General features: G+C 67.6%; 15 protein-coding genes and 1 tRNA gene. 4 read left to right on the top strand and 12 right to left on the bottom strand.

Annotated features, from left to right (window positions below):
* Window positions 1-61: 61 nt before the first annotated feature.
* The 6 genes from JNUCC0626_RS26150 to JNUCC0626_RS26125 all read right to left on the bottom strand — a co-directional run bounded on the left by JNUCC0626_RS26150 (window position 62) and on the right by JNUCC0626_RS26125 (window position 5,669).
* Complete coding sequence (locus JNUCC0626_RS26150) at window positions 62-1,909, bottom strand: NACHT domain-containing protein (protein ID WP_394613415.1); 1,848 nt, start codon at window positions 1,907-1,909, stop codon at window positions 62-64.
* Between the two features lie 10 nt (window positions 1,910-1,919).
* Window positions 1,920-2,258: a DMT family transporter gene (locus tag JNUCC0626_RS26145; protein ID WP_394613414.1), complete on the bottom strand. Its 339-nt coding sequence runs from the start codon at window positions 2,256-2,258 to the stop codon at window positions 1,920-1,922.
* 296 nt (window positions 2,259-2,554) lie between these two features.
* Complete coding sequence (gene bcp, locus JNUCC0626_RS26140) at window positions 2,555-3,022, bottom strand: thioredoxin-dependent thiol peroxidase (protein WP_394613413.1); 468 nt, start codon at window positions 3,020-3,022, stop codon at window positions 2,555-2,557.
* Window positions 3,023-3,032: 10 nt separating this feature from the next.
* On the bottom strand, window positions 3,033-3,560 hold the full coding sequence (locus JNUCC0626_RS26135) for a hypothetical protein (protein WP_394613412.1): 528 nt from the start codon (window positions 3,558-3,560) through the stop codon (window positions 3,033-3,035).
* A 338-nt stretch (window positions 3,561-3,898) separates the two neighbouring features.
* Window positions 3,899-4,927, bottom strand: a complete 1,029-nt coding sequence (locus tag JNUCC0626_RS26130) for an LLM class flavin-dependent oxidoreductase (RefSeq protein ID WP_394613411.1) — start codon at window positions 4,925-4,927, stop codon at window positions 3,899-3,901.
* A gap of 7 nt (window positions 4,928-4,934) precedes the next feature.
* Window positions 4,935-5,669 carry a hypothetical protein gene (locus tag JNUCC0626_RS26125; protein WP_394613410.1) on the bottom strand — a complete coding sequence of 245 codons (735 nt, stop codon included), beginning with the start codon at window positions 5,667-5,669 and terminating at the stop codon, window positions 4,935-4,937.
* A gap of 89 nt (window positions 5,670-5,758) precedes the next feature.
* On the opposite strand from JNUCC0626_RS26125, the gene JNUCC0626_RS26120 reads away from it, so the two are divergent.
* The gene (locus tag JNUCC0626_RS26120) at window positions 5,759-6,808 is read left to right on the top strand and encodes an FAD-dependent oxidoreductase (RefSeq protein ID WP_394613409.1); all 1,050 of its coding nucleotides are present in this window, start codon (window positions 5,759-5,761) and stop codon (window positions 6,806-6,808) included.
* A gap of 858 nt (window positions 6,809-7,666) precedes the next feature.
* Here JNUCC0626_RS26120 and JNUCC0626_RS26115 read toward each other — a convergent pair.
* On the bottom strand, window positions 7,667-8,281 hold the full coding sequence (locus tag JNUCC0626_RS26115) for a DedA family protein (RefSeq protein ID WP_394613408.1): 615 nt from the start codon (window positions 8,279-8,281) through the stop codon (window positions 7,667-7,669).
* Between the two features lie 94 nt (window positions 8,282-8,375).
* Window positions 8,376-10,922 carry a glycoside hydrolase family 97 catalytic domain-containing protein gene (locus JNUCC0626_RS26110; RefSeq protein ID WP_394613407.1) on the bottom strand — a complete coding sequence of 849 codons (2,547 nt, stop codon included), beginning with the start codon at window positions 10,920-10,922 and terminating at the stop codon, window positions 8,376-8,378.
* Window positions 10,923-11,107: 185 nt separating this feature from the next.
* On the opposite strand from JNUCC0626_RS26110, the gene JNUCC0626_RS26105 reads away from it, so the two are divergent.
* Window positions 11,108-12,223, top strand: a complete 1,116-nt coding sequence (locus tag JNUCC0626_RS26105) for an ATP-binding protein (RefSeq protein WP_394613406.1) — start codon at window positions 11,108-11,110, stop codon at window positions 12,221-12,223.
* A 14-nt stretch (window positions 12,224-12,237) separates the two neighbouring features.
* On the opposite strand, the gene JNUCC0626_RS26100 is transcribed toward JNUCC0626_RS26105, so the two are convergent.
* Window positions 12,238-12,311 (bottom strand) — tRNA-Leu (locus JNUCC0626_RS26100).
* Window positions 12,312-12,420: 109 nt separating this feature from the next.
* Between JNUCC0626_RS26100 and JNUCC0626_RS26095 the strand changes: the two genes are divergently transcribed.
* Complete coding sequence (locus JNUCC0626_RS26095; protein ID WP_394613405.1) at window positions 12,421-12,642, top strand: DUF3618 domain-containing protein; 222 nt, start codon at window positions 12,421-12,423, stop codon at window positions 12,640-12,642.
* Here the strand turns inward: JNUCC0626_RS26095 and JNUCC0626_RS26090 are convergent.
* Entirely contained in the window at window positions 12,639-13,253 is a 615-nt protein-coding gene (locus JNUCC0626_RS26090) for a TetR/AcrR family transcriptional regulator (protein ID WP_394613404.1), read from the bottom strand. The genes JNUCC0626_RS26095 and JNUCC0626_RS26090 overlap by 4 nt on opposite strands.
* Before the next feature lie 430 nt (window positions 13,254-13,683).
* On the opposite strand from JNUCC0626_RS26090, the gene JNUCC0626_RS26085 reads away from it, so the two are divergent.
* Window positions 13,684-15,315 carry an NPCBM/NEW2 domain-containing protein gene (locus JNUCC0626_RS26085; RefSeq protein ID WP_394613403.1) on the top strand — a complete coding sequence of 544 codons (1,632 nt, stop codon included), beginning with the start codon at window positions 13,684-13,686 and terminating at the stop codon, window positions 15,313-15,315.
* Here the strand turns inward: JNUCC0626_RS26085 and JNUCC0626_RS26080 are convergent.
* Together JNUCC0626_RS26080 and JNUCC0626_RS26075 are read right to left on the bottom strand one after the other, a co-directional pair.
* Window positions 15,302-16,030: a class I SAM-dependent methyltransferase gene (locus JNUCC0626_RS26080; protein ID WP_394613402.1), complete on the bottom strand. Its 729-nt coding sequence runs from the start codon at window positions 16,028-16,030 to the stop codon at window positions 15,302-15,304. The two genes, JNUCC0626_RS26085 and JNUCC0626_RS26080, sit on opposite strands and share 14 nt — an antisense overlap.
* Window positions 16,027-17,154 (bottom strand): carboxylesterase family protein, encoded by a 1,128-nt coding sequence (locus JNUCC0626_RS26075; protein ID WP_394613401.1) that lies wholly within the window; start codon window positions 17,152-17,154, stop codon window positions 16,027-16,029. Before JNUCC0626_RS26075 ends, JNUCC0626_RS26080 begins: the two co-directional genes overlap by 4 nt.
* Window positions 17,155-17,236 lie beyond the last annotated feature (82 nt).

Raw genomic sequence — 17,236 nt, 5'->3', positions numbered from 1 at the left:
GCGAGGAGGCGAAGCCTTCGGGCCTTGCGCGGTTCTCGGTCGGCTCTGGCGAGCACTCCGTTCAGCAGTTCGGTGACCTGGGTGCGTTGGCCGTGGCCGCAGGCGAGCACGATCGTCTGGGTCCAGGAGTCCAGATGGCGTGCGAGATCAGGGTGTCGACCTGGTCGTCCTGCATCGCTTCCTCGCCGGCGAGGTACTCCTGGAAGGTCCGGTGCACGAAGTCGACCCGGCCGGGGACGGGTTCGCGGATGACGCCGCTGCGTTCGAGCAGGTGCGCGACGACCTCTTCTGGCGCGTGGTCGACGTTGGGCATTGACCGGATCTTGCGCGTCACGTGTTCGCGCATCTTGCTGGTCGGGAGTTGGGACAGTCCGCCCAGTGTCAGCCGCCAGGCCAGGTCGCGCAGGAGCACGGTCTTGTCGGAGGCGGTCAGAATGCGGGCGATTCCCCGTTCGGCGTCGCGCAGGTCCAGCAACATGGTGAGGGCTGCCGCGTACAGCTCCATGCGGTTCTGCGGCAGTTCCGAGACCCTGCCTAGGTTCAGCGCGCACAACATCGCGCACAACAGAGGGGACGAAGCCAGGCCCTGTAGGTGCTCACGGCTTTCCAGTTGGGTGACGAGACGTCGTTGCGCTTCTTCTGGGGCGTTGGCGGCTTCGTGCCAGCGTTGGAGGAACATCTTCACGTCGCCGGGGCTCATCTGTTCCAGCTCGACGGAGCAGAAGTCCAGCTCCGCCAACCACTTCTCGTCCGTGGCGGCCGGGCGAGCCGTGACGACGACTCGTGCCGAGGGGAAGGCCTGTGCGAGTTCGCGCAGCCACTCGCGGACCTTCTGACGTTTGTGCGGCGGCACCTCGTCGACGCCGTCCACGAGCAGAAGTCCTTTGCCTGCCCGAAGAACTCGATGCACCCACCCCGGCGGCATGATGCCGGCGAGCCATCCGGTGACGAACTTCTCCGGCTTGGTCGGGAGTGGCGCGTCGGCGTGCTCGCGCAGGCGGATCGGGAACGGCACCAACCCGTTCCAGTCCTGGAGGCTGCCGGTGAAACCGCCGCGGGCGGCCGTGACGGCGAGCCAGTCCAGCAGGGTGGTCTTGCCGGAACCGGCTCCGCCGCGCACGAAAGTTCGGTCGACCAGGGCTGACTCGACGCGGACTCCCGAGTGCGCTCGATGGTCGGGCTCGTTGAACCAGGTGTCGTGCCGCTTCTGCTGACCTGTCACCGTGAGGCTGATGTAGGCGACGCTCAGCGCGAGGCGCGGGCGGTCCTTCATGGACAGGCCCAGGAGTTCCAGGCGGTCGAGGGTCGCGCCGATGTAGCGCAGGTACTCGTCGCGGAACTCGGCGTCGTTGTCGGTGCCCTGCGGTGCGTAGAGCGAGGTTCGGGGGAGGCGGCCCAGGACGTCGTCCAACTGCGCGGCCTGCACGCTCGCTCGGGACAGAACCTCGGCCAGTGCTCTCGGCTGGAAGGCCGGGAGGCTTCTGATGATCTCGACCAGGTACCGGCAGGACTGGTCGAGTGCCAGTTCGTAGCAGCGGCCCAGGTCCGTGCGTGGCAGTGAGCGGCGGATGCGTTGGGCCAGGGCCTCGGGGTCGGCATCGTCTGCGAGCAGGGCGGCGTCGGACAGGTCGATGGACGAGATCGCCTCCGTCACTGCGGTCAGGGCGGAGGCGATTTCGTTGTCGGAGAAGCGTTCCAGGGCCGATTCCAACTGCTCGGTCACCTGGTGGCCTATGTGTTGGATCAGGGTGTCCAGCTTGGCTCGTTGGGTGGGCTTGGATAGTTCGGCTGCCGCCAGTTCGGTCAGGGACGCTGTGCGCTCGTCGGTGTGGACGGCCAGCCACTCGGTGGCGGCGCGCATCGCTACTGACTGGCCGAGACGGGAGACGGCCTGGATTTCTAAGCCCACCCAAACGAGATTAGACGGCTGCCTGGGCGTGCGAGGCCACCGACACGACGCAGACGCCTGCGGCGATCAGGGCCATGCCCGCCAGCATGGCGAGGTTGAGGGGGTCGGCGAAGAGGACTCGGCTGGTGATGGCCACCAGGGCGATGCCCGCGCCTGCCCAGATCGCGTAGGTGATGGCCACCGGGACGCCCATTCTGATCACTAGCGATTCGAGGTAGAGGGCGGTGAGGAAGCCCGTTGCGAGGCCGGCCACCGGCCAGGGTTTGGTGAAGCCGTCGGAGTATTTGAGGCAGAGGGTCGCGAAAACCTCTGCTGCGACCGCGAGGGCTAGCAGGATCCACTTGAGCATTGAATTTTCCCAGCACGAAATGCACGCAGCGCTTGGCATGCGTGTTGAAGAGAACGGTTGACGTTGAGGCCGTTAGGCCTGGTCAGCCGCCGCGCGTGGGGAAGTGGACTCGCAAGACGAAATCAGACGGGATGTCGGGGCCGCTAGGTGCCGTCAAACGACACACGGTGTATCACCCTCACCGGAACAGAGGCGGCTTTGTTGCACGCCCTCGCCTCGACCATACCTCAGAAAGATGCCGCCGTCGCAACCAAAACGACGGCGGCAGCACCTCTGCGGAGGAAATCAGGCGGAAATCAGGCGGGGAGTTCGCGCAGGAGCTTGGCCACGTGGCCGGTGGCGCGGACGTTGTACATGGCCTTGACGATCTTGCCGTCGGGGCCGACGAGGAACGTGGAGCGGATGACGCCCTGGACGGTGCGGCCGTAGTTCTGCTTCTCGCCGAACGCGCCCCACTCGGTGAGGACCGTCTTGTCCGGGTCGCCGAGCAGCGGGAAGGTCAGGCCCTCCTCGTCGCGGAACTTCGCCAGCTTCGCCTGCTTGTCGGGGGAGATGCCGACGACCTCGTAGCCGGACTCGGCGAGCACGCCTAGGTTGTCGCGGAAGTCGCAGGCCTGCTTGGTGCAGCCCGGGGTGCTCGCGGCCGGGTAGAAGTACACGACCACGGACTTGCCGAGGTAGTCGGACAGGGACACCGGCTTGCCCTCGCTGTCGGGCAGCGTGAACGCGGGCGCGGTGTCACCAGGTTCGAGACGACTGGTCATGCCCCAGAGACTATGCCTGGCCCTCGAAGACGGTCGGCGCGTTCTGGTCCTGGCCACCCGGCTGGATCGTCAGTTTCATCCGCACCGGTGTCTCCGGCACGGCGAACGCCAGCTGGAGTTGCGTGTCGCGGCCTGGCGGGAGTTCGGCGATGGCCGAGGCGAGGCCGTTGAGGCCCTGCACGGAGTCGAGGAGCTCTGCGGCCTGCTGGTCGTCCGCCGTCGCCTTCACGGCGAGCTGGGAGGGCCGGTAGGGCGTCTTGGAGCCGTTGTAGACGGTGATCGTGAAGACCGCGGTGCGCTTGGCCGGTGGGATGGCCGTCTCGGACGGTGAGAGGGAGCGCGGAGCGGACACGACGACGGAGAGGCCCGAGGTCCACACGCGTTGTGTGCCGAAGGCGGCGGACGTGGACGCGTTGGGCGTCTCGGCTCGCTGCTCCACGGTCAGGTTCTCGTCGGGGGTGACGGCGACACTGGGGCCCGCACATCCCGCCACGGCCACCAGCAGGCACAGGCCCGCGGCCGTTTTGGCGAACTTCACGAACTCCCCTTTCCCACCCCGGCGGTGGGTGTGAGCGACTCACGTCAACTGTGACGGTGCCGAAGGGAGTAGTGCGAACGAAAGTGGCCTCTGAAGCGGACCTGGTGCCGGGCCGTGGCCGAAGTGTGATGGGCGGCGTGGGCGGCGCCACAGAGTGCGCCGGCCCCACGCCGTCCTAGTGGTCGAGACCACTGGGTGAAGCTAGGGAGCGCGTCGGGGGGCGTGCGCGCTCACACCGATCATCGCCCACTGTGTGCCGCGCGCTACAAGCGGAGCCGTTTATCACCCGTTCAGAGCAGCGTCAGTCGTACGAAACGTGAAGCTCACGCCTGACCGACTCACGTATGTGCGGCTGAACGGCCCAGCGAAGGCGTCCGTTCGGCGATCTCGCTGAGGAGTTCGAACGAACGCAGACGGTCATCGTGCCCGTGCACGATCGTCGTCACCATGAGCTCGTCGGCCGCCGTCGACTCCAGCAACTCGTCCAGTCCGGAGCGGACCGTTGAGGGGGATCCGATGATCTGGTTGGCCATCCGGTCCTCGATCACGAGCTGGTCGATCTCGGTGTACGGGTAGTCCGCGGCCTCCTGCGGAGTCGCCAGCGGCTCGGGCCTGCCCTGCCGCAACTTCACGAATGAGAGCGCTCCCGGACCGGCGATGTAGCGAGCCTGCTCGTCGGTGTCGGCGACGACCACGGAGGCGCACACCATCGCGTACGGCTCGTCGAGCACCTCGGACGGCCGGAAGTGCCGCCGGTACAACGCCAGCGCGGGCAACGTGTTCTGGGCGCTGAAGTGGTGGGCGAACGCGAACGGCAGACCGAGCAGCCCGGCGGCCTGCGCGCTGTACCCCGACGAGCCCAGCAGCCAGATCGGCGGCTTGTTGCCCGCGGCGGGCACGGCGTTGAGCTCGGCCGTGCCCTCGAAGTACTTGATCAGCTCGGTGAGCTCCTGCGGAAAGTTCTCCGCCGACAGCCCGGCCTCGGTGCGCCGCAACGCCCGCGCCGTCTTCTGGTCGGTACCGGGCGCGCGCCCGATGCCGAGGTCGATGCGACCGGGGTGCAACGCCTCCAGCAGTCCGAACTGCTCCGCGACCACCAGTGGCGGGTGGTTGGGCAGCATCACGCCGCCCGACCCGACGCGGATCGTCTCGGTGGAGTCCGCGATGTGCCCGATCAGCACGGCCGGCGCGGACGACGCGATGCCCGGCATGTTGTGGTGCTCGGCGAACCAGATGCGCTGGTAGCCGAGGCGTTCTGCCTGCTGAGCGAGTTCCCGCGAGTTCCGCAGGGCGGTCGTGGCGTCCGATCCCGACGCGATGGGCGCGAGGTCGAGAACGGACAGCGGGATCTCACTCAGACGGCTCATACATCGATCAACACCGATACTTCGTGACTTCTTCCGTGAGCCGGGTAACTCGTTTCGAAGCCTTCTCGTACGTCGTGCCCTCGGGGTGCAGCGTCAGCACCACGACGATGCTGAACAGGCACGTCCCCGACGTGTGCAGCGCAGGCGACTTGGTGTCGAGGTCCCACTGAAGCCGCGGCCTCGGCCTGTCCACGCACGGCTTCGTCGGGTCACCAAATCCCGACCAGCCCTGTTTGAACGCCGGGTGCCACGTCGCCGACGGCAACCCGAACGACTGGTCGAACCCGTCCGACGCGCACTTCTCGGCCCGCTGCAGGTGCCCCATGATCGTGTGTCGCACCTTGGGCTTCGCGTCCTCCAACAGGTACCGGTAGACCTTCACCATGTCGTAGGCGCTCACGGCCGTGTAACCCCACATGCCGCGGTTCTCCGGCGGCCGCGTGTCCTTGAGGTCCAACCTCTCGGCCACCCGCACGACCAGCTGCTCCCAGCCGTTCTCGACCCACAGCTCACTGGCCGAGTTGTCGTCGCTGACCCGCAACATGGGTTCGATGCGCGGGTCGTCCCCCCGCGTCTCCAACTGCTCGATCGCGATGAGGATCTTCACGAGCGAGGCAGATCTGACCTGCTTGTGCACGTCTCGTCCGGTCAACGTGTGGGTGATCCGGTCGTAGACCGCATAGGACGCCGTGGTGGTGGGAACAGGGGCCGCGAGCAACGCCATCGTCAGAAGTAGGTGCACGCCCCCGGAAGCTAGCGGTGGTCCTGACCTTTTGCCTGATGTTTTGTCGCTCACAGGGGGAGAAGGAGTGAGGCCCTCCTTCGGTTGACGTGGATGTGACGGACGTGGTGGTGATCGGCGCGGGACAGGCGGGCCTGTCCGCCTCCTACTTCTTGCAGCGACGCGGTGTCGACCACGTGGTGCTGGACGCCAACTCCGGTGCGGGTGGTGCCTGGCTGCATCGGTGGCCGAGCTTGCGGATGCGGACTGTGCACGGGATCCATGAGCTGCCCGGGATGCCGTTCGAGCAGCCTTCGCCCGAGTCGCGGGCCAACGAGGCGATTCCTTCTTACTTCGCGCGGTACGAGCAGCTCTTTGACCTGCCTGTGGTTCGGCCGGTCAACGTCACTTCTGTCGTTGACGACGGGGCGTTGTTGAAGGTGGAGACGTCTGGTGGGGTGTGGGCTGCTCGCGGGTTGATCAACGCGACGGGTACTTGGCGGCGGCCGTTTTGGCCCTACTACCCCGGGCAGGAGACGTTTGCCGGTCGTCAGCTTCACACTGCCGACTACTCCGGGCCGGCCGACTTCGTTGGTCAGCGGGTGGTTGTTGTCGGGGGTGGGGCTTCGGCTACCCAGCTGTTGATGGAGATCGCTCCGGTTGCTGCTGCTACTCGGTGGGTTACGCGTACTGAGCCGGTTTGGCGGGAGGGGCCGTTCAGTGAGGATTACGGGCGGTGGGTTGTCGGGATGGTGGAGGAGCGGGTGCGGGCCGGGCTGATTCCTCGGAGTGTGGTCAGTGTTACCGGGCTGGCGTTGAATGATGAGACGCGGGCTGCTCGTGAGGCTGGGGTTTTGGAGCGGTGGCCCATGTTTTCTTCTGTCACTCCTGCTGGGGTTTTGTGGGGGTCTGGGGAGCGGTTCGATGCCGACGTGATTTTGTGGGCTACCGGGTTTCGGCATGATCTTGAGCATCTTGCGCCGTTGCATTTGCGGGGGGCTGGGGGTGGGATTCAGGTGGATGGCACTCGGGTTGTGTCGGATCCTCGGATTCATTTGGTGGGGTATGGGCCTTCTGCCAGCACTGTTGGGGCTAATCGGGCTGGGCGGGCGGCTGTTCGGGAGTTGGTCGGGTACTTGGGCTTGGTGAGGGCTGGCTAGTTTCTTGGCTTCTGGGGGCTGTGGTTCGGTCGCCTGGGGTGGTGGTTGCGTTGGGTGCAAAGACTTGAGACGGGACGGGTCGTTTCATCGCCGCTGGCGCGTCGATAGGGATTGGGGCTTGATTTCGGGGCCCTTGCGAGGCACTGGTCGGCCGGAAAGGCCGGGCTGAAAAGCGCCCGGCCGAGCCACTGGTGGTAGCACCTCGTACCCAAAGTCAAGCCCCAATCCCGTTGCAGCGTGGCTGGGTTTCGTTGGCACGTCACCGAAACCGCTTACCCAGAGCCAAGAAGAGTGTCGGCTCGCCTTCGGCATTGCGTAGCTCGGGTGCGCGTTGAGCCAAGAAACTCAAGGACGCCTCGGCTTCGCCATTGCGTGTGGCGGGCGGTGTGGTGAGCCTAAGAAGAGGGACGCCTCGCCTTCGGCGTTGCCGTTGGGTCTTGGGTGGCTCGGCTGCGCCATCGCGATGCTTGCGCTCGGTCGGTCTGGCCTGCGGCTTCGTTCTCCTCAAGCCATTGGTTGCTTAGCTCTTGGCTAGTCGGCTCTCGGCTAGCCAGCTCTTGCCTGCTTGGCGCTCTGCTGCCTGGTGCTCGGCGGCTTGGTGCTCGGCGGCTTGGTGCTCGGCTGCCTGTCGCTCGACTGCCTGGCGCTCTGCTGCCTGGTGCTCGGCTGCCTGTCGCTCGGCTGCCTGTCGCTCGGCTACACAGGCCGCCTTGTGTGCCTGGCTCTTGGTTGCCTCGCGCTCTGTCACCTCGCCCGGCATGGTGCGTTCCACGCAGCCCGCCGGGGCTGTTGCCAGGAGTGCGCGTCTGGGGTGGAGCTGGGGCGCGGTGAGCTCGGTGCGGTTTGGTGAGCGTTGGGTTAGGTGTTGGAGTTGGCGCGGCGCTTGGTCAGGCGGGTGGTGATGAAGATGATTGCTGCTACGGCGGCCAGGGCTAGGACGACCTTGGAAGCTAGGCCTACGTATTGCTCTACCAGGTGCCAGTTGTCGCCTAGTAGGTAGCCCGCCAGGATCAGGGCCGTGTTCCAGAGGAGGCTGCCTGCTGCTGTGTAGGCGAGGAACGGGGCTAAGCGCATGCGTTCTACGCCTGCTGGGATTGAGATCAGGCTGCGGAAGACTGGGATCATGCGGCCGAAGAAGACCGCTTTGTAGCCGTTGCGGAGGAACCAGGCCTCGGTCTTGTCCACATCGGACACTCTGACCAAGGGCATTTTGGCTGCTATGGCTCGTACTCGGTCTCGGCCCAGTAGTGCGCCTATCCAGTACAGGAGGATGGCGCCTGCCACTGAGCCGAAGGTGGTCCAGAGGATGGCGTCGAGCAGGGACATCTTGCCTTGGGCGGCGGTGAAGCCGGCCAGGGGGAGGAAGACCTCGCTTGGCAGCGGCGGGAAGAGGTTTTCCAGCGCGATCGCCAAGGCCGCTCCGGGTGCACCGGCCGTGTGCATCAGGTCGGTGACCCAGTCGACGAGGTTCATGGGTTCCAAGTTACGGAGTGCGGGGGTGGAGGACATTGGGGTAAACCGCAAAGGTGGGGTGGGGAAAACCCCACCCCACTCTCAGGGTGTGGGGTCAGGTGCAGTGAATCCTTGCGTCTGCCCAGGAAGCGTGGTCGTTCTGCGTGCCGTCGTTGCCGTCTCGAACTCGTAGGGTGAGAGTCCTCACGCCGGTCAGGTCTGCGGTCAGGTCGGTGGCCGGGGAGCGCACGCCTAGCGTGTTCGTGGTGGTCAGCACCTTGTCGTCGCCCGATACCTCGAACGTCACCGTGCCGCCGGTGCGTTGGCGGGCCACGTCCAGGCCCGCTTCGTCGTCCACGCCTACGGAAGCGGCGAAGGTGCTGCATTGGCCGTTCAGGGTGTAGGTGATTTCGGACGACGCGTGTGTGCCCAGGCCCTTGCTGTAGGTGGCTCGGCGTAGGGCGATGCCTCGGCCGTCACCGGCGGCTGGGCCGCCGTTGGACAGGTCTTTTTCTACCGGGCCGTCGCCGCCGGTGGCTGATGTCCAGGCGCGGTCCGAGAGGTACGACCAGCCGTCTGGCAAGGGGCGCACCACGTGCACGCGGGCTGTCTGTTCGGATTCGACGCCGCCGTTGAAGGACGCGACCACCGGAATGTCGAAGTAGCCGTAGGAGGCGGGCGGCACGACGGTCCAGGTGCCGGACAGGGCTTGGCCTGGGCGCACGACCCGTGCGGTTGCGGGAGATCCCTGTAGTGACCAGCCGGCGGGTACGCGCGGTGCGAGCGTGACGTTCCGTGCGTCTGCCGCGGTTGTGAACAGGCCGCTCACCACGAAGCCTCGTGCGGAGGCTGACACCGAAGTCGAAGGCACGGTGGGTATCGGGCGTGCGCAGGTGCGCGAGCCCACGCGGCACGCGATGGCTGCGAAACCGCCGTTGGCCACCACGTCCAGCGTTAGTGCGTCGCCAGAGCGCATGGTTCGTGACTCTGAGACGAGGCCGGCGGGGCCGTCTCGGGTGATCTCCACCAGCCAGCGGCCGGCGGGCAGGGAGAGAGGGACTGACACGGTTCGGGCGGGGCCCGAGTAGCCGCCGCCGATGAACCACCGGTCGCCGGAACGGCGGGCGAACACCGACGAGTCGGCGGGGCGTCCGGCCAGCAGGCGGGTTTCGTCCCAGGCGGTGGGCACCTGGTCGACGAAACGAGAGGCCAGCGGTCGCGTCGCGTAGTCCTCCGGGCGTCCGGCCAGGTTGGCCAGGCCCGACTCGTAGATCACCGTCAGCGCCAGTTCGTGTGCGTCGGAGGTGGTGCGGGACGGGCGGTGCCAGGCCAGCGGTGTGTAGTCCATTCCGCCGACCACGCCGCGCGTGAACGGCAACGCCGTCAGGTGTGCGCCGGTGAGACCTGAGGACTTCTCGCCGCCGTGGACGGCTTCCATCGTCATCACGTGCGGCCAGGTGCGGTGGATGCCGTGCGGGATCGTCGAGCCGTGGAAGTTCACCAGCAGGTGGTGCGCGGCGGTCTCGGCGAGGATCCGGTCGTACCAGCGGTAGCGGTCCTGGCCGTCGGAGTCCATGAAGTCGATCTTCACGCCCGCCACGCCCCAGCGTTCGAACAGCGCCAGCCGTGCCGCGCTCTCCTCAGGGGTGTCGAGTTCGTCGTAGTGCACCCAGAGGTGGATCTTCACGCCGCGCGCGGAGGCGTACGAGATCAGCGACGGGATCCACGACGTCTGCTCCCACGTGGGGTCGTAGTCCCAGTTCGGGTCGAAGTACCAACCCGCGTCGACCAGTGCGTAAGGCCATCCGTGTGCTGCCGCGTAGTCCACGTACTGCTTCTGCATCGCCAGGCTCTGCCCGGCCTCGCGCCCGCCCGCGAGCCAGCTCCAGAACACCTTGCCCGGCCTGATCCACGACGTGTCGCGCACCTTCGAGCGCGGTGCCAGGTCGTCCACCAGGGTCGACGTCGACACGTCCGCAAGCGGTCCCACGACGACGGTGCGCCACGGCGACTGCCAGGCGCCTTCCACCGCCACCCGCTCGTCCCAGTACTTGATCGAGTAGACGCCCGAGCCTGCCGTGTGTGCGAGACGAGCGCCGGAATGACGTCCGTCCACTGAGGACTCGGTGAGCAGCGCGTAGACACCGTTCGTCTCGAACAGTGCGGGATGGAGGTACTCGGCCGTCTCGGCCGCCGCCGCGTTCGTCTGCACGAACGGGTTTTCGTAGTCACGCCGGTACTTCGCGATCCAGCCGGTCGCGGACGGCGGCACGTGGAACGCCGACGTCTCGCGCAGCACGTCGCCCAGCCCGGCCGGAAGCTCGTACCGGTACGCCACGCCGTCCGCCGCGGTCCGCACGACGAGATCCATCCGGGCCGCTCCCGCGAACGAGTAGCGCTCCTCCCGGTGGACCACCGAACGCTGCCGCTGCTTGCCCGACGACGCCGTGTAGTGCTCGACCACGCGCCGTTCGGTCCGTCCGGTGAACCGCAGGCCTGACGAAAGATCCGCTCTTTCCGTCACCACGCCCAGCGGGCTCGGTTCCAGCACCGTCACCCCGCCTCGGGTCACCGACAGGCTCGGGATGCCGTTCGACAGCGTGACGACAGCTTTCGTCCAAGTTGAGTTTTCTGCTGCTGCAATTGGAGTTAACGCACTCATGGCGAGCGCGGCGACGAGTGCTCCCGCCACGTGCCGCCGCGCGGTGGACAACCGCATGCCCAGTCCTTCCAGACGTCGGTCGCGGCGGCGACACATCCGATGTATACGCGGTCGAGGGCCGTTGGTCCACAACCCGGGGGAAAGGCCTTTCCGGGCGGCTGATCGTTTGACTACGATCGGGTTCGATGGCTGACCTGGTGGGGACGTGTGCGATCTGCGGCACCGCGACCGCCACCTCCCGGCGCAGACACGCGAGGTACTGCTCGAACGCCTGCCGGCAACGTGCCTACCGGCAGCGCGTCCACGAACCCGTTACGGCACTGGACAGTTTCATCGGCCGCGACGCGGAACTGGTCCGTCTCGACAGGATCAACACGCGCGTGCTGACGCTCGTCGGCCCGGCGGGGGTCGGCAAGAGCCGGCTGCTCAGGGAGTTCGCCGGGGACGGTGCGACGTGGGTCGAGCTCGACGAGGCCGAGGACGTCGCGCGGGCGTGCGCGGAGGCGTTGGGCGAGCAGACCGCCGAACCGGTGCTGAGCACGCTCGTGCGCGCCCTGGCGACCCGCAGCACCGTGCTGGTGCTGGACAACTGCGAGCACGTCGCGCGGGAGTGCGCGGCCCTGCTGGAACCGCTGCTGCTCGGCTGCCCCGGCCTCACGGTGATCGCGACGAGCCGCGAACCGCTGCGGGTGCCGGGCGAGGTCCTGTTCGCCGTGCAGCCGTTGTCGAGCACGGACGCCGTCGACCTGTTCACCGACCGGGCCCGCGCGAACCAGGTGGGGCTGCGGCTCGGCGACCGGAACGTGATCGCCGCCCTGTGCACCCGGCTGGACCGCCTGCCGCTCGCGATCGAACTCGCGGCGCGGCTCGTGACCGTCCTGCCGGTGCAGGAACTCCTGGCGCGTCTGGACGACCGGCTGGAGTTGCTGAACCGCGGCAACCGCACCGCCGCCGTCCGCCACCAGAGCCTGCGCGCCGCGATCGGCTGGAGCTACGACCGCCTGAGCGCCGACGAGCAGCACGTCCTGAGGTGCATCTCGCAGACACCCGGCGGGTTCGGCCTCGACGGCGCGGTGCAGGCGTGCGACCTGCCGTCGGATCGGGTGCTGGTGCTGCTGTCGGCGCTGGTCGCGAAGTCGCTGCTGACGTTCACCGGAGCGGGCCGGTTCGAGCAACTGGAGTCCGTGCGGCTCTACGGCCGCGAACGCCTCGCGGAGCAGTTCGCTGGTGATACACCCGGTACCCCGACCGCTAACCTGAGGGCGGTTCGCCGCGGGCCAGCCCCCGCGGCGAACCATTGAAAACCGCAGATCAATGAGGTCGGGGGGACTCGAACCCCCACTGGCTGGGACCTAAACCCAGTGCCTCTGCCAATTGGGCTACGACCCCTCGCGGAGAAGCCTATAGGCCCTCCGTGGACTCGCTCTCGCGGGTCGCGCGAAGCCACCGTCCTGACCGTCCACTACGGTTGCGGGCAGAACCGCTGCTAGGAGGACATGTGGCTCGCGATCCCGACACCATCCAGCGCGAGATCGAGCAGGCTCGCGCCGCGTTGGCCGCCACCCTGGACGAGCTCAGCGAGCGCGCCAACCCGCAGAAGCTCGTCGAGCAGGGCAAGTCGTCCGTGCTCGACGTGCTGAACCAGCCCAAGGTCAAGTACACGCTGATCGCGGTCGGCGCGGTGGTCGGCTTCGCGCTGGTGCGCAAGCTCTTCCGCTAGACGACCCGCACCAACGGCAGGAGCACCTGCTCGACGACCTTCTCCACGAACGGCTCGTCGAGCGGGTCCCCGGTCAGCATCAGCCGGTAGATCAACGCGGCGCCCGCGATCTCGACGGCCATGCCGCGCGGCGCGTCCGCCTTGAGCTCACCCCGTTCGGCGGCCCGGTCGAGAATTCCGCGCAGCACGTCGCGTTGCGAGATCAGGAACGTCTCCCGGAACGCCGCCGCCAGCTCCGGCTCGTGCGGGAGTTCGCCCACGAGCGCCTGAGCCGCCTTGCCGATCGGTCCCGAGAGGAACGCGGCGAACGACGAGAGGAACTCGCGGAGATCGCCGGCCAGTGACCCGGTGTCCGGTGCCGCGAGGTTCTGCGTGGCGAGCTGGGTGCACGTGTCGATCACGAGATCGAGCTTCGACTCCCACCGCCGGTAGATCGTCGCCTTGCCCGCCCTGGCTCTGGCGGCCACGGCGTCCATCGTGAGCGCCCGGTACCCGACCTCGGCCATCACCTCCAGCGCTGCCTGACGTAAAGCGTCGTCCCTGCTGGCGTCCCGAGGACGACCCCGCTGCGGGGTCCTTCCCTCGTTGAACGCCGTTGTCGACACGGCCATGCCACCTCCTCGTACCAGGGCACGGCTCGTGCGTGTCCTCCCCGCCCCTTTGGCGGGACATCCTAGGCGTCTTGCCCATCTTGCAGGGTGAGCAGCACCCGGTTGTTGCTTTGTGTTGTTGTTGGTTGGGTCTTGCGCGATATACCCCAGAACTCCTACCTTTCGACTTGTCCAGGCCAGGCTGCCTCGCCGCGCGGCCGAACGTGAGCAGTCGTCATGCGCGGGCGAGGAGTGGGTGATGGTCTTCGGCAGAAAGGGTTTTCCGGGGTCGTCGAGGTCGCGGTGCCGCCGGTTGGTGCGGGTGTCCCAACCGGGAAAGCGACCGGGCCATCGGATGTCTTCCGCTTCCTGTCGGAAACCTGAAGATCACTGCGAACCAGCCGAACTCGTCGCGTGCGGACTGCGAACCACTCACCGGAAGAGGTTCTTCATGCGCACGGTCGCACTGGTGGTTCTATCCACATTGGTCAGCTTCGGCGCTGTGCCCGCCGCTACGGCGTTGCCCGACGGCCTCGCCCTCACCCCGCCCATGGGCTTCAACAACTGGAACACCACGGCCTGCAGAGCCGAGTTCAACGAGGCGATGGTCAAGGGCATCGCGGACATCTTCGTCAGCAAGGGCCTGAAGGACGCGGGCTACGAGTACGTGAACATCGACGACTGCTGGGCCGAGAAGACCCGGGACGCCGCGGGCAAGCTCGTTCCCCACCGCACCCGCTTCCCCAACGGCATCAAGGCCGTCGCCGACTACGTCCACTCCAAGGGCCTCAAGTTCGGCATCTACACCAGCGCCGGAACCAAGACCTGCAACAAGGACAACGGTTTCCCGGGCGGCCTCGGCCACGAGGAGTCCGACGCGCAGCAGTTCGCGTCGTGGGGCGTCGACTACCTCAAGTACGACAACTGCAACAACCAGGGCGTGGACGCCAAACAGCGCTACCGCAAGATGCGTGACGCACTGAAGAAGACCGGCCGTCCGATCGTGTTCTCACTCTGCGAATGGGGTCAGAACAAGCCGTGGGAGTGGGCCTCCGACACGGGACACCTCTGGCGCACCACGGGCGACATCAATGACACCTGGCCACGCACCATGGACATCTACGAGAAGAACGTGGTGCTGGACTCCTATGCCGGACCCGGCCGCTGGAACGACCCCGACATGCTCGAGGTCGGCAACGGCAAGATGAGCGCCGTCCAGTACCGCAGCCACTTCTCGTTGTGGGCGATCATGGCCGCGCCCCTGCTCATCGGCTCCGACCTGCGCAAGGTCTCCGCGGACACGTTCACGATCCTGGAGAACCGCGACGTGATCGCCGTCGACCAGGACAAGCTCGGCGTGCAGGGCAAACGCATCCGCACCACCGGCAAGTCCGGCGTCGACGTGATCGTGAAGCCCCTCGCCGGCGGCGACAGGGCGGTGGCGCTGTTCAACAAGTCGGACTCCACCCAGACGATCTCCACCTCCCTGGCGGAGATCGGCATGTCCGGCCCGGCCACGCTGAAGGACCTCTGGACCAAGACCATCCGCACCACCACGGGCACGATCTCGGCCTCGGTCCCCTCGCACGCCACGGTGATCTACCGCGTCTCGTCGAACGGCCCGCGCCCGACCCCGCCCGCCGGCGTCTCGGACCTGTCGGCGTTCGGGGCGTCGTCGTCGAGCAACGGCTGGGGCCCCGTCGAGATCGACCGGTCGGTGGGCGGACAGGGCGCCGGTGACGGGCGCGCGATCACGATCAACGGCGTCGCGCACGCGCGCGGATTCGGGGCGCACGCGGCCTCGTCGATCGAGTTCTACCTGGGGCGCAAGTGTTCTTCGCTGGCGGTGGACGTCGGCGTGGACGACGAGGTGGCCGCCGGCCGCGGGTCGGTGGTGTTCCAGGTGTTCGCGGACGACGTGAAGGTGGCGGACTCGGGGCGGCTGACCGGGAGCGACGCGGCGAAGAAGCTCACCGCGGCGCTCACCGACGCCGAGAACCTGCGGCTGGTGCTGACGGACGCCGGTGACGGCATCAACTCCGACCACGGCGACTGGGCCACGCCGCGGATCACCTGCGCCTAGCGGCGGCCAACTGGGTCAGGTACCGCTTCACGACCCGGCCGCCGTGCCGGGTGTCGATCAACGCCCTGATGTCCGCGATCAGTTGGTCGCGGGCGGGCAGGGCGATGTGGTTCGAGTAGGTGAGGAGCAGGTCGGCGTACGCCTCGGTGTCGTAGGCCTGCTCCCACTCGAACCGGTGGAACTCGGGGGCGTCGAAGAGATCGCTCTCGTCGAACTCCCGGGGGATAGCGGCGGCGGGGGAGAGACGCAGATCCGGTGGTGTGGCGGGATCCCAGCGCTCGTAGCACCGCTGGACGTCCACGAAGAACTGCTCGGTGCCGCCTGCCACGTGATGGGTCGAGATCACCGCCAGCGTCCCTCCCGGACGCAACGCCGCGGCACAGCGGGACATCCGGGTGGCCGGGTCGAGCCAGTGGAACGCCGTCGCGCACACCACGAGGTCGAACGGGTCCGGCAGCGGCCAGTGGTCGAAGTCCGCCACGACCACGTCGGCGGCGGGGGCGTGCACGCGCGCCAGGGCGGCCAGCGACGGACTCAGTTCCACGGCCGTGACGTGCCCCAGGGCGGTCAACGGCAGCGTGGCCTGGCCGGTGCCCGGAGCGATCTCCAGGATGCGCGGACCGGCCAGGTGGGCGAACAGCGCGGGAGGGTAGGTCGGACGGGCCCGCCGGTAGCGGGCCGCGTCCTGACCGAAGGTGGTCCGGAGGTCGGTCACCCGCCGAATTCAAGCGTGCGGGACGGGAGCGCGGCCAGGCCGTCGCGGGCGAAACCCGCCCACGTGCTCCGGATCGTCTGCGCGAGTTCGGGGTCCGGCTTGGCGCCCGCGAGCATGCCCGCCCCCAGCCAGGGCTCCGGGTCGAAGAGGAACGGCAGTTCCATGCAGTGACACGAGCCCAGAGGGGCGTTTTCCGGTGCCCATTTGAACAGGTAGGTCGCCACCTCACCGCCCGCGGCCGTCCAGTCCGCCACGAACGACCGCGCGCCGCCGGCGAAGATCAGCTCGGTGACCGCCTCCCAGTGCTCACGGCTCGGCACGTACGGGCTGCCGTCGTCCGCCGTGTGGCCGATGAGCAGTTCGATCCGGGACGCCGCCGCGCCCAGGTCACCCTCGACGACGGGGGCGAACGGCATGCCGCCGGACGGGACGAACTGCGGACCCAACGAGGCGACGGCCGCCAGCTGTGCCTCCAGCACGTCCGCAGCGGACGTGGAGGCGTCGACCGTGATGGCGGCCTGCAGGGCCGCGGTCATCTCGGGACGTTCGGGGCTGCGGGTGCCCAGCGGCGCGCTCTGCATGATCGCGCGGTGGAACAGGGACTCGGTGTCGGTCAGCATCAACGCGTAGACCGAGTCGCCGCCCGCGGACTGGCCGAAGATCGTGACGTTCGCCGGGTCGCCGCCGAACGACGCGATGTTGTCGCGCACCCAGCGCAGCGCGACGAACTGGTCCTGCAGGCCGAGGTTGTCCCGCAGGTAGCCGAAGACGCCCAGGCGGTAGCTGACGCTGACGACCACCACGCCTTCCGACGCGAGCAACGACGTCTCGTACTTGAACGACTCGCCGCTGCCCGTCACGTACGCGCCGCCGTGGAACCAGACCATCACGGGCAGGCCGGCCGCGTCGGCGGGAGCGGTGACCGAGAGCACCTGGCAGTCCTCGGAGAACTCCAGGCCCTCGACCGAGTTCCCGACGACGGCCAGCAGCGCGGACGGGGGCTGCGGGCAGGCGGGGCCGCGCTCGTCACCGCGAACGCCGTCCCAGGTGACGGGAGTCGGTGGGGCGAAACGGGAAGACGTCGCATATCGGATTCCGCGCGCCCGCACGAGGTCAGTGATCACGCCTCGATACTAAGCATGAGTAAGCAATTCCACAGTGTCTCGATTCGGCGGAAACGCCAGGACAGGAGGACGATGTAACGGT

It is taken from the genome of Lentzea sp. JNUCC 0626 (genome assembly GCF_043632865.1).
Taxonomy (GTDB): domain Bacteria; phylum Actinomycetota; class Actinomycetes; order Mycobacteriales; family Pseudonocardiaceae; genus Lentzea.
Note: the sequence above shows the minus strand (reverse complement) of the source record. Positions and strands in the feature narration are given on the sequence as shown.

Coding starts and splice junctions, on each gene's coding strand:
- JNUCC0626_RS26145 (WP_394613414.1), bottom strand. CDS start 2,258: ATGCTCAAGTGGATCCTGCTAGCCCTCGCGGTCGCAGCAGAGGTTTTC.
- bcp (WP_394613413.1), bottom strand. CDS start 3,022: ATGACCAGTCGTCTCGAACCTGGTGACACCGCGCCCGCGTTCACGCTG.
- JNUCC0626_RS26085 (WP_394613403.1), top strand. CDS start 13,684: ATGCGCACGGTCGCACTGGTGGTTCTATCCACATTGGTCAGCTTCGGC.
- JNUCC0626_RS26090 (WP_394613404.1), bottom strand. CDS start 13,253: ATGGCCGTGTCGACAACGGCGTTCAACGAGGGAAGGACCCCGCAGCGG.
- JNUCC0626_RS26105 (WP_394613406.1), top strand. CDS start 11,108: ATGGCTGACCTGGTGGGGACGTGTGCGATCTGCGGCACCGCGACCGCC.
- JNUCC0626_RS26110 (WP_394613407.1), bottom strand. CDS start 10,922: ATGAGTGCGTTAACTCCAATTGCAGCAGCAGAAAACTCAACTTGGACG.
- JNUCC0626_RS26130 (WP_394613411.1), bottom strand. CDS start 4,927: ATGAGCCGTCTGAGTGAGATCCCGCTGTCCGTTCTCGACCTCGCGCCC.
- JNUCC0626_RS26115 (WP_394613408.1), bottom strand. CDS start 8,281: ATGAACCTCGTCGACTGGGTCACCGACCTGATGCACACGGCCGGTGCA.